This window comes from Oceaniferula marina, from assembly GCF_013391475.1.
Lineage (GTDB): Bacteria > Verrucomicrobiota > Verrucomicrobiia > Verrucomicrobiales > Akkermansiaceae > Oceaniferula > Oceaniferula marina.
Genome location: NZ_JACBAZ010000001.1, coordinates 65,205 through 77,418, shown reverse-complemented (window position 1 = coordinate 77,418; position 12,214 = coordinate 65,205). Strand labels below are relative to the sequence as shown.

Here is a 12,214-nt window from a genome sequence, read left to right as displayed (position 1 = left end):
TACTCATGCCTCAGCCAACCAAATATATCTTCGTCACCGGTGGTGTCGTTTCTTCCCTCGGAAAAGGACTCGCCGCAGCATCCCTCGGAACCTTGCTCGAGCACAGAGGACTTTCTGTGATGCTTCAAAAATTCGACCCCTACCTCAATGTTGACCCCGGCACCATGTCACCATTCCAACACGGTGAAGTCTACGTCCTTGATGATGGTGCCGAAACCGACCTCGACCTTGGTCACTACGAGCGATTCACCAACTGCACCTTGTCCAAGTTCAACAACCTGACATCGGGCCAGGTCTTTGAAAACGTCATCCGCAAAGAACGCCGCGGTGAGTATCTCGGAAAAACCGTTCAGTTCATCCCCCACTGCACCGACGAAATCAAAGCTCGGATCAACGATGTGGCCCTACGCACTGATGCCGATATTATCATCACCGAAATCGGTGGTACCGTAGGAGACATCGAAGGTCACCTCTTCCTTGAAGCATTACGGCAGTTCTCCCTCGATGTCGGTAGAGAAAACGTCTGCTTCATTCACGTTACCCTGTTGCCTCTGATCAAGGCTGCCGGTGAAATCAAAACCAAACCAACCCAACAGTCGGTCGCCAAATTGCGTGAAATCGGAATCCAGCCCGATATCATCGTCTGCCGGACGGAACATGACCTCGACGAGGACAACAAACGGAAAATCGCCATGTTCTGTAACGTTGAGAAAAAAAATGTCGTGGCTTTCCGCGATGTCGACCACACGATTTACGAATGCCCGATCGACTTGCGCCGCGACCGCCTCGACCGCATGGTCTGCGATAAAATTGGTATCGAATCTCCAACCCCGGATATGAGTGATTGGCAAAGCTTTGTTGACCACATCATCAACCCGACTCACGAAGTCAGGATCGCCGTCGTCGGCAAATACATCGAACTGCAGGACGCCTACAAATCGATCTACGAATCACTCACCCATGCAGGTGCAGCCCATGACACCCGAGTCACCATTACGCGGGTCGATGCCGAAGCCATCGAAAAAGAGGGTGCCGCAGCCCACCTGAGCGGAGTCAATGGTATCCTCATCCCAGGTGGATTTGGCGACCGGGGCACCGAAGGCAAAATCCTCACCTGCCAATACGCCCGGGAAAACCACATCCCCTACTTCGGAATCTGTCTGGGGATGCAAATTGCGACCATCGAGTTTGCCCGCAATGTCTGCGGCATGCCCGAGGCCAACTCAACCGAATTCGACAAAGACAGCCCCGATCCAGTCATTTCCTTACAGGAAGAGCAAAAAGGCATCAAGGATATGGGAGCGACCATGCGACTTGGAGCCAACGACTCGAATATCCTGCCCGGCACAAAAACCGCCGAGCTCTACGGCAAGGAAACCATCAGCGAACGCCACAGACACCGTTATGAATTCAACCCGGCATACCGGGAGCAACTGGAATCCAAGGGACTCAAGATCAGTGCCGTTTCGGCCCAGGAAGGACTTGTCGAAGTGGTTGAAATCCCGGAGCACCCATTTTTCATTGGGGCGCAATATCACCCGGAGTTCCAGTCGAAACCAAACAACCCTCACCCGATCTTCTCCGGCTTCATTGCCGCGGCACTGACTCATTCGTCACAATAAAAACCCGTCGAAACGATCCACCCCGCATCATCTGTTCCACGACAACTCCAACATCCACAGCTCATGTCTGCTATCGAAGAAAAAATCCAATCCCTCGGATACACCTTACCCGAAGCCCCGGCACCAGCCGGTTCTTATGTTAACTGCGTTCGCTCTGGCAACCAGCTCTTCCTCGCCGGTGGTATTCCCCCATTTGACACCGATACCTATCTCGGCAAGGTTCCAACAGACACCTCGCTGGAAACTGCCCAGGAAGCGGCCCGCTTGATCACCTTAAACCGACTCGCCGTCGTGAAAGAAGAAATCGGCGACCTCGACAAAGTGGTGCGCATTGTCAACGTTGGCGGCTTTGTCAACTCTGAGCCGGACTTCTATCAACACCCCGCAGTGATTAATGGCTGCTCTGATTTGCTGGTTGAAATTTTTGGTGACAAAGGCATCCACTCCCGCACTGCAATGGGAGCAGCAGCCCTGCCTCTGAACGTCTCCGTTGAAATCAACATGGTGGTCGAAGTCGAATAATCTCAGCCCACAAAACACAATCTACCACAAAAAGGGGATGGTCCGAGAGGCCTTCCCCTTTTTTATTGTGCTTTCTCCTTTGTAGAGGAAAAGTGAACGTCCGAGCGGAGATTGGCGTCATCACGCCCCATACCCCTAAACGCTATCAGACAGTCTCGATATACGAGCAGATATACTGACCAATCCCCTCACTCACCGTGATGGTGAAGCCCGCATTGGCTGGGACCTCAAAATATTGACCCGCAGCGTAGACGCTGGAATCATCGCTGCCATCGAGAACCACGATGCACTCACCATCGATGATTTCCATTCTCTCGGCAGCTTCCGTGGCAAAGTGATACACCCCAGGGTAAATCAGCCCGAAAGTCTTGGTTGATCCGTCCTCCAGGGTGATCCCATGGGACACGACCTTACCATCAAAATACACATTGGCCTTGGCTTCAGCTGTTACATTGGAGAATTGCATACCCACAATTCAGCGCATCCCCAGAATCGCGACAAGAGAAAAGCTTGTCAAAATGCCAGCACAAACATTGGCCGCCGCCCGCCGCCAGAGCACCATTGATGGTGCTTACCCTTGGCTCTCTCCTTACAACGACAACGCGTAAGCAATGTGTGGAGTGTAAAGTGAGGGCTCGAGCAAAAACGAGTCATGCCCTTTGTCCGAGTGTACGGTGATATGCATGGTTTCCACTCCGCTTTCCTCAAGGCCGGACACAATCGCAGCCTGCTCTTCCGGGTAGAAACAAAAATCCGAATCAATACTGAAAACCAGAAACTTCTGACCATGGGCGGCACAGCGGTCAAACAACTCTTTCGGCGTCTCCACCCCGATCTCCCGACAAGCATCGTATCGCGACCACATGTCGATGATTCTGAGGTAGGTATTGGCATCGAAGCGTTTCACAAACTTCTTTCCTTGGTGGAGCATATAACTCTGGAAGGTATCCTGAACCTGATACCATGCCAGGGTCTCACTGTCCTGATGGACCTCTTGGCGAGCGCGGCGCTCAATCGCGTCCAAATGCACAAAGGTCTTATGAGAAATCATCCGGGCAAGAGCCAAACCATAATCCGGGTGGGCTCCGTCGTAATAATCGCCACCGTTGAAATGAGGATCGTTTTCAATCGCGAGGATCTGCTCAAACAAAATCAGACGATTCAGCACCGTCGTTTTCATGCTACTGGCAATCGGAATCACGTTTTTAACCCGCCCGGGATGCAAGGTGGCAAAGGTCAGCGAAACCAATCCGCCAACCGACGGCCCAATCGCCGCATGCAACACATCCACACCCATCGAATCGAGCAAAGCCACTTGAATGGCCACCTGGTCTGAGATCGAAATCTGGGGGAACGACTTCCCATAGGCTTTACCCGTTTCCGGATTGATCGATGATGGACCGGTGCTGCCATAGCAACCGCCGAGGTAGTTCACACAGAGGACACAGAATTGATCCGTATCAATGGCCTTGCCCGGCCCGAGAAAATCATTCCACCAGCCGTCATGCAGCTCTTCTTTCCAAAGGTCTCCGGCTTCGGGAAGCGATGGATTGTATCCCGATGCGTGATGGGAACCCGATAGTGCGTGTGACAACAGGATGACATTCGATTTATCCTCATTCATCTCGCCCCAGCGCTGATAGGCGATATCCACGACAGGAAGAGAGCCACCACATCGCAGCTCAAGAGGTTCCTCATCGAGACGATGAATCAAGGTTGTCTGGGTGGTCGGTTTCATGCGTATTCGTTCACTGCCAATCTTTACAAACAAAGGTCCCGGCACCGGGAAGATTCGGTATTCTTCACACATTTACAATGATGAACATTGTTTTTTGCGTGCATGGCCATTTTTTGCGTGGTTTCCCCCGCCATACCCCAGAAATCAAAAAGTGCCGCTGTGCCGTCCATGGAGCTAGAGCCACGTTCCCGTTGCTCAACAGGTTGGGGACATCCTCCGATCCTCTGTCTTCCTAAAAAGGCATGACATCAGTCCAGAGGGGCCGCCCCCAGTAATAGTCTATCGGTTCGGGCATGCTACCATTAGCGGACGCACACAGAAGCGTGCGCAAATTAGTCCTGAGGGCCGATTTCTGCAACCCGATAATGCACTTCTGTAAAAACTAATTCTTCAATTATTTGTTGACAGTCGGGCAATCGACACTTGCGCATCGGACCCATCTACGAGCAAGTTACAGCCATGCAGTTTCCCGCCACCCGAGCAAGCAGTCACATCTTATCCAACGGACTCACCGTCATTCTCGAAGCTGACCACACAGCCCCTGTTATCAGCACCCAGATCTGGGTGGAAACCGGCAGCATCCACGAAGGAGCACACCTCGGAGCTGGCATTTCCCATTTGCTCGAACACATGGTTTTCAAAGGCACGGAAAGCTATAGCGGAAGCGAACTCTCGGATGTCGTTCAGGCCGCAGGTGGCGAATGGAATGCCTACACCACCTTCGATCGCACGGTTTACTACATTGACGGGCCGGCAGAGAGCACCCAGACCTTCCTCAAGGTGCTCAGCGAAATGGTCTTCAAGCCAAGCTTCCCGGAGGATGAGTTCGAAAAAGAAAAAGGAGTCATTCGCCGCGAGATCGATATGGGACTGGACGACCCCGACGACCGCAACGGGCGTCTTCTCTACTCTACCGCACTCGCCAACGATCCACGCAAGCAACCGGTCATCGGCCACATGGAACTCTTCAACCGGCTCACCCACCAGGACATGCTGGACTACCATCGTCAGCGTTATACGACGGAAAATACCTTCCTCAGCATTTCCGGAGACTTTGATACCCAAGAACTTCTCAGCTACCTGGAAGAAATCACCGCTGATATCGATCGCCAATTCAATCAGCCCGTCTCCCTTTCCCCGGAACCAGCCCAACTCGGCACCAGGATTCGACGCGAAACCTTCGCCATCCCCAGCTCAAAACTCACCCTCGCCTGGCAAACCCCCAGCCTCGAGCACCCGGATGCCGCCCCCCTCGACTTACTCGCCACCATTCTTGGATCCGGCCGCTCAAGCCGACTGTATCAAAACATCCGTGAAAAAACCGACCTTTGCCATCACATCGGCTCCTGGAGCATGATCCCACCACATCTGCCCGGTTTATTTGCGGTTTCCGCCATTGTTGATCTGGAAAAGCGAGACAGCCTGCAGGATGCCATCCTCCAACAAATCAATGAACTTCAAGATGCCGATCTGGATGAGGAAATCCAAAAAGCCGTCCGGATGACCTTGTCGAGCCAATTCCGAAGTCTCACCACAGCATCCGGAAGGGCATCAGACCTCGCATCGAATTGGCACGAAGCACGCAACCTCGATTTCACCCGTGACTACGTCGAAGAGCTCTCCCATGTCACCGCCTCGGATCTGCGTAGAGTCATCAAAACTTACCTGGTCCCCCAGCGACTAACCATTACATCCCTTGATCCGGAGGGAACCAGTGAAAACCTGGAACAAGCACAAGCTTCGGCCAAACGTGAAGCCATACAATCGCGCACACTCGATAACGGCCTGACCCTGATTACCCAGCGCGACCCAAGACTTCCCACGGTCTCGATCACAGTGGCAACACTAACCGGCCTACCCTCGGAAACTCAGGAAACATCAGGGATCAACGCTCTGCTGGCCAGCCTGATGCCCAAAGGCACACACAGCCGCAGCGCCAAGGAAATCGCACTGACCATGGATTCCATGGGAGCACGTTTCGGCGTTTCCTGCGGGAACAACACCACACTGGCCAGCGCCTCCTGCCTGGCTCCAGATCTGGAGCACACCCTGACGATCCTCGCCGATGTCATCCAAACTCCGATCCTTCCGGATGACGCTCTTGACCGCGAGAGGAATGCCATGATCTCAGCCCTGCGCGAACAAGAGGAAGACCCGCTTTCGGTTGCCTTCCGACGTCTGCGCCCGTCCCTGTTCGGGCCTGAAGGATACGGCTTACACAGTCTGGGCACGGAGAACTCGCTTCACCAACTCGACCGGGATGCGCTGCTGGCTCACCACCAGAAATACTTCACCGCAGCCAACACCGTCATTGCGGTGTTCGGAGATATTGATCCGGATGCCGCGGCCGCCATGGTTCAACAACAATTTGCCAACATGCCACGAGGCGAGCGCATGCAAGCCGTCCCCCAAGACTTCCAAGAGGCAAGCCGACACGCTCTGAAGCTCGACAAACAGCAAGCCGTGCTCACCGTCGGTTTCCCCGGTGCCTCAGCATCCGACCCGGACACCCATGCCCTGGAACTCATCAACGATTACTGCACGGACATGGCCGGACCACTGTTCACAAAGATCCGGGAGGAGCTCGGGCTCGCCTACTATGTCTCGGCCACCCAGTTTCATGGTATCAACACCGGCATGTTTGCCTTCTATCTCGGAACCTCCCCCGATCAGTTGGCGACCGCTCAAGATCACCTGCTCGCCGAAATTGATAAAATTGCCGAGAACGGCATCCCGGAAGAAAAACTAGACAACGTCAAAACAACTTGGCTGGCATCCCACGCACTCGCCAACCAAAAACTAGGGTCATTGGCTCGACTCAGCGCCATCGACAGCCTGCTAGGGTTCGAGCCGGACCATCACCTAAAGGCACCGGAGCACATCCGCAAGTTGTCGGCCGATGACATCCGCGCCGCTGCCCGCAAATTCCTGAGCAACCATCAGGCGGTGGTTGTCAGTGTCTCCCCCAGCCATTAAATATTTTCTAAAATCCAATCATCCTCCAATCAACCCCAACTCCATTCTAGCAATCAACCATGAACACACCTAAGCCCGATAACCGTTTCAACGAATTCGTCTACCTCCAGGCACAGAATGCCGGGTTCTTTCTCGGACAACTGCCCAACCCCAGCACCGGCGAAACCTCGGTCAACCTGAAAGCTGCCAGCAGCGTGCTCGACTCCTTGGAAATGCTCGCAGCAAAAACCCAAGGCAACCTGACCAAGGAAGAGGCCGAACTCCTCGAAAAAGCCCTGCTCAATATCCGAGCACTCTACGCCAACATCGCCGAAAAGTAGGACAGCTTTCCAAGCTGTCGGCAACCTTTGAGCATCACGGTCAGGGTAAAATTTACCGACAACTTCCCTGACATGTCGGCTGGTTAAAACCTGCCCTACATTTTTTCTCTATCGACCTCCAAGGTTATCGATCGTCTGGAAGATAGCGGTGATCATCAGATAAGCCATGGTGCCAATCAGCAGGGCCATCACCACCAGCACGATGGGCATAATCAATTCCATCACCCGCGATAGGTTTTTATTCAACTCGGTGTCGTAACGCTCGGCGGCACGGCGCAGCGATTGGTCAAGCTTACCGGTTTTCTCCCCTACTGAGACCATATCGATCAAAAGAGGAGGAAAAATCCCGGAGCGAATCAAGGAGCGCGAAAACGATCGCCCGTCCCCCACCATCTCGATGACACCATCCATATGCTGGCGAATATGCAGGTTCTGGGTAGCATCACGCGCCAACTCCAACGAACGCAACAAGGGTAAGCCGTTTCCTACCAAGTTCGCCAAGGTCTCAAGAAACTGCACGTAAAACCGGCTTTCAATCACCTTACCCATCAGTGGAATCTGAAGTTTCACCCGGTCCCAGGTCATCTTATTCGCCTCGGCATCTTTCCAAGCTTTGAACACCAGGGAACCACCGAGGATGACCAGCAAAATCACCAGCCACCAATTTTGGAAAAAATCGCTGGCGCCGATCAGAATTTTTGCCCCAAGCGGAATTTTACCCCCTGGGGTGCTCGAAATCAGATCCGTCAACTGAGGGATCAGTTTGGTAACAAAAATCACCCCCACACCAATACCGGCGAGAACGAGGAACGCTGGATAAATCAAGGCCAAGGTCACCTTGCTCTGCACTTCCTGAAGCGTTTTTAAGTAGTGTGCCTGACGTTTGAGGATGGTATCCAAGGCCCCGCTCGCTTCACCAGCAGCCGCAAGACTGCAATACAACGGGCCAAAACTCTCGCTCACTTTCTTTAAGGCATGGGAAAAACTGCTGCCGTCACGAACGAGTTGACGCACGCTGCGTGAGACATCTTTGAGAGATCCCAACTCTTCACGGTTTTCCATGGACTTCAATGCAGGCTCGAGTTGTAAGCCGGCACCCAGCATCTCGCTGAGCTCCTCGGTAAACAACACCACTTCGTTGCGCTTGAGCTTTAGCAACCCATTCGCATCGCGGGGAGCAGATTTCCCATCCGACTTCTCTTCAGGCTTAGCCACAGCATCCCCCCGTCCGGTGGGTTTGCTTTTTTGCTTTTTCTCCGATTTTTCCGTAGCTGAGCTTTCACGCAGGTTAACAGGTTGCAACCCCCGTTTGCTAAGTACACGGAGAGCCTCAGACCGGTCATCCGCCTTAATCTCACCCGTGCTTACTGCCCCGTTGGCTCCGAGAGCCTTATATGTAAATGCCGCCATGTTCTGCTCAACTTAATTCCCCGCACTAACAAAGTTCGGCACTGGTCACCGATATCACTTCCTCAAGGGTAGTCTCCCCTCCCATCACCTTGTGCCAGCCATACTCACGCATCGGCACATATCCATCACGGTAAGCCTGATCAAATAATGCCCGGCTATCTGCCCCCTTGACAATCAAATCCTGCATCGGCTCGGTCAGCAATACGACTTCATAAATCGCCAAACGGCCGCTGAACCCGGTATTCCGGCAACGGTCACAGCCAACGGCGTCATAACATTGCCCGGTAATGTGCTCCGGAATCTCCAACTCTTCGCGCTGGTGACGAGTCAACTCATGTGGTTTCTTACAGCTTGGACACAAACGACGGACCAGACGTTGGGCCAAAAATGCCCGAACGGATGCAGAAACGAGGAAGGGCTCCACTCCCATATCCGTGAGACGTGAAACTCCGCCCATCGCGTCATTGGTGTGCAAGGTACTGAAAACCAAGTGTCCCGTCAAGGATGCGCGAATGGCGATCTCCGCCGTTTCAAGGTCTCGAATCTCACCGAGCATGACAATGTTGGGGTCGGCCCGAAGGATCGAACGCAAACCACTGGCAAAGGTGAGCCCGATCTCGGACTTCACCGCAATCTGCATCACCCCGGGCAGCTTGTTCTCAACCGGATCCTCGATCGTCACAATCCGAGTGTCGGGTGAGTTCACCTCACTAAGGAAAGAGTAAAGACTCGTCGATTTACCCGACCCGGTAGGTCCGGTAATCAGGACAATCCCGTTACTCAATTTAAGGAGTTGGTTGATTTTATCCTCGACGAAGGACTCCATCTGAAGCCTCGAAATCGTGAATTTCTGCTGGTTGAGCAATCGTAAACTCACACTCTCACCTTCGACCGTCGGAACGGTCGCCACCCGGACGTCAATCGAGCCGCCTTCAAATTGCAAGTTGATCCGGCCATCCTGTGGCAGGCGCCGCTCAGCAATATCGAGATGCGCCATGATCTTCAATCGGGCGATCACCGAACTCTGCAGGGCCTTGATGTTATCGGGAACCGTCACCTCAATCAGTAAGCCGTCGATCCGGTAACGGATACGCAGGTTATCGTGCAGAGGTTCGACGTGAATATCCGTTGCCTGCTGTTGCAAGGCTTCCCGGATGATCTGGTTGACAAACTTGACCACACTGGCCTCCTCGTCCTCATCGGCATCAATCACATTCGCCTCATCATTGCGCTCCAGATTATCATAATCCAAGTCGCGACCTTCTAGGATTTGCTCGAATGTATCAGCACCCACACCATACAGCTTGCGCAATGCTTCGTGGATTCGGCGACGGGAAGCCATTTTCCAGATGATCGGCAATTGGATCTGCTGGTTCGCTGACTGTCGAGCGACAAGGTTCAAGGGATCATAGGTCAAAAGCACCAGACTTTGGCTCCCCTCATCCCCCTCGAGATCCAGTGGCAATAATCGATGAGCCAAAGCGACCCGAGGGCCACAGGCATCACGAAGCACATCCACGCCTTCAAATTCAGGGATACTGGAAACCCACTCCATGCCGATATTATCGGCCATGGCGCGTAAATAGGCCTCCTCATCGACGGTTCCTGAATCCAGGATATCATCGATGGGAGAACGTTGTTGACCGGCGGCGGCTTCAACCACCTCCGTCAAAGATTCCATGTCTTCACATCCGCTCTCGCGGGCTGGTGCAATGAGTAAATCAGTCATGCGTCGCAATCACTATGAACAATAACGCCGTAATGGCAACCATCTGTCTGTAAATCCCCGGATTCAAAGAAAAGTTGCGAACTTTCTCGAATCTTGCTCAATTCAGAGCACTCTTATCCAGTATCCAATACCGCCATGCCTCGTCCGAGTAAGCAGCTTGCCCAATCCACCTCAAATACAAGCTCCCCACCACCAGCCCGCAAAAAAAAGTGGGTGCTCATCTCGATCCTCGCTCTCGGCACCATCGGAGCCATCAGTATGATCTGGTACGGAGCCTTGATCGAAATTCACCGTAATCAAAACCAGATTCAGCCACTCGGAACCGCCATTGACGAATTCAATGGCGTGGTGGTTTACTCGAATGGGCACGATACCTACACCAGTCATGGCAGGCATTTTTCCGACGACGGCTATTACTATGGCCATCGCTGGCAATGTGTGGAATTTGTCAAACGCTACTACTACGACCACTTCGGCCACCGCATGCCCGACGGCTGGGGACATGCGCGAAGCTTTTTCGATCCATCCGTCGCCCACGGGACACTCAACCCAACCCGCGGACTCATCCAGTATAGCAACGGCAAGCAAACACGCCCTGCCAGCGGAGATCTGCTTGTCTTTGTTTATGGCCAGTACGGACATGTCGCCATCATCAGTCAGGTGAAAAAAGACCGTATTGAAATTGTTCAACAAAATGTCGGAGCTAAAACCCGGGAGAACCTCCCGCTGGAACAATCCGGTAAACGTTGGATGATTCACCATCCCACGGTTGCCGGATGGCTGAGGCTCCCGCCGCGAGCAACTCCATCATCGCCAAAATCATAAGGCAAATCAACGGCACCGCCCTCGCCCCCTCTGCCTCCCTGCGGTGCAAGCCCCTCAATAGGGCATCCGAACCAAGCTCTACGATTTTTTGTATGACTGGCATCTTGATTGCTCATACGATACCCGTTCCCTATCTTGGCAGAATCGAAATGAGGCGGCACATGCGCCAACCTCTTGCTGAACCCCGCCTCAAAAAAAAGGATCTGCCCCCAACATATCTATGCCAGACATTCAAAAATTACTCGTTATCTCAGACTTGGATGCCTGCTTCATGAACGACGACTACAGCTACAGCGACGCGCTGGAAGCGGTAGAAGCCCTCAAAGCAGAAGGCTTCCCCCTGGTTTTCAACTCGAGTAAAACCATTCCCGAACTTACAGCCTTGATTGATGAGCTTCAACTCGACACCCCACTTGTCTCGGAAAATGGAGGCATCGTCGCCGTGCCGGCCCAATCACCGCTTGCCCAACTTTGCAAATCAGCAAAAGACGGAACATGGACCAAACATCAGGATTACTGGACGACTCAAACGGGACTCGACAGGGGGATCATCCTGCAACATGCACATGCGCTTCGCTCCGCATTCGACTATCAATTCGATGGCTTTGCTGACTGGACACCCACTGAACTCGCCGCAGTCACCGGCTTGAGCAAACACCAAGCGGTCATGGCAAAAGACCGTCATGTATCCGAACCCATTCTCTGGAATGACACCCCCCAACATTGGGAAGACTTCTATCAGCAACTCGAACCCCATGGCATCAGGGCACTGCATGGCGGCCGCTTCATTCACCTCATGGGAAACGCCGATAAATCAGATGGACTGAAAACCGTCTGCGACCTCTACCACATGAGTGAACCCCATACACTCTGGACATGCCTCGCTCTCGGCGACAGCCCGAACGACCTGTCGATGCTCGAAGCTGCAGATATCGGAGTGATCATCCCACACGACAAAGGCCCGCGAATTCCCCTCAACGCACCTCACATCCAATACGCATCCTATCCGGCATCCAAAGGCTGGAACCAGGCTGTGCTCGACATTCTCAAATAACACAAAACCAAGCATCCA

10 protein-coding genes and 1 other RNA gene are annotated in these 12,214 nt (G+C 53.3%); 6 read left to right on the top strand and 5 right to left on the bottom strand.

The features are described 5' to 3' along the window. Positions 1-5: 5 nt before the first annotated feature. Entirely contained in the window at positions 6-1,622 is a 1,617-nt protein-coding gene (gene pyrG / locus HW115_RS00310) for a CTP synthase (RefSeq protein WP_178930584.1), read from the top strand. 63 nt (positions 1,623-1,685) lie between these two features. Next, positions 1,686-2,144: a RidA family protein gene (locus HW115_RS00305; protein WP_178930583.1), complete on the top strand. Its 459-nt coding sequence runs from the start codon at positions 1,686-1,688 to the stop codon at positions 2,142-2,144. A 145-nt stretch (positions 2,145-2,289) separates the two neighbouring features. Here HW115_RS00305 and ppnP read toward each other — a convergent pair whose 3' ends face one another. The 3 genes from ppnP to ssrS all read right to left on the bottom strand — a co-directional run bounded on the left by ppnP (position 2,290) and on the right by ssrS (position 4,210). Then, the gene (gene ppnP / locus HW115_RS00300) at positions 2,290-2,610 is read right to left on the bottom strand and encodes a pyrimidine/purine nucleoside phosphorylase (RefSeq protein ID WP_178930582.1); all 321 of its coding nucleotides are present in this window, start codon (positions 2,608-2,610) and stop codon (positions 2,290-2,292) included. 123 nt (positions 2,611-2,733) lie between these two features. Further along, a complete protein-coding gene (gene metX / locus HW115_RS00295) occupies positions 2,734-3,882 on the bottom strand; it encodes a homoserine O-acetyltransferase MetX (RefSeq protein ID WP_178930581.1) in 1,149 nt (382 codons plus the stop codon). Positions 3,883-4,029: 147 nt separating this feature from the next. Then, positions 4,030-4,210, bottom strand: a non-coding RNA gene (gene ssrS, locus HW115_RS20275) — 6S RNA. A 131-nt stretch (positions 4,211-4,341) separates the two neighbouring features. On the opposite strand from ssrS, the gene HW115_RS00290 reads away from it, so the two are divergent. Together HW115_RS00290 and HW115_RS00285 are read left to right on the top strand one after the other, a co-directional pair. Beyond that, positions 4,342-6,858 (top strand): M16 family metallopeptidase, encoded by a 2,517-nt coding sequence (locus tag HW115_RS00290; protein ID WP_178930580.1) that lies wholly within the window; start codon positions 4,342-4,344, stop codon positions 6,856-6,858. A gap of 59 nt (positions 6,859-6,917) precedes the next feature. Then, positions 6,918-7,178, top strand: coding sequence for a DUF1844 domain-containing protein (locus HW115_RS00285; RefSeq protein WP_178930579.1), 261 nt, complete (start codon positions 6,918-6,920; stop codon positions 7,176-7,178). Between the two features lie 108 nt (positions 7,179-7,286). Here HW115_RS00285 and HW115_RS00280 read toward each other — a convergent pair whose 3' ends face one another. Both HW115_RS00280 and HW115_RS00275 read right to left on the bottom strand, forming a co-directional pair. Beyond that, the gene (locus HW115_RS00280; RefSeq protein ID WP_178930578.1) at positions 7,287-8,588 is read right to left on the bottom strand and encodes a type II secretion system F family protein; all 1,302 of its coding nucleotides are present in this window, start codon (positions 8,586-8,588) and stop codon (positions 7,287-7,289) included. Between the two features lie 25 nt (positions 8,589-8,613). After that, on the bottom strand, positions 8,614-10,317 hold the full coding sequence (locus HW115_RS00275; RefSeq protein ID WP_178930577.1) for a GspE/PulE family protein: 1,704 nt from the start codon (positions 10,315-10,317) through the stop codon (positions 8,614-8,616). Positions 10,318-10,452: 135 nt separating this feature from the next. Here HW115_RS00275 and HW115_RS00270 point away from each other — a divergent pair, with 135 nt between their 5' ends. Then, complete coding sequence (locus tag HW115_RS00270; RefSeq protein WP_178930576.1) at positions 10,453-11,142, top strand: CHAP domain-containing protein; 690 nt, start codon at positions 10,453-10,455, stop codon at positions 11,140-11,142. A gap of 220 nt (positions 11,143-11,362) precedes the next feature. Then, on the top strand, positions 11,363-12,196 hold the full coding sequence (locus HW115_RS00265) for an HAD-IIB family hydrolase (protein WP_178930575.1): 834 nt from the start codon (positions 11,363-11,365) through the stop codon (positions 12,194-12,196). The last annotated feature ends 18 nt before the right edge of the window (positions 12,197-12,214 follow it).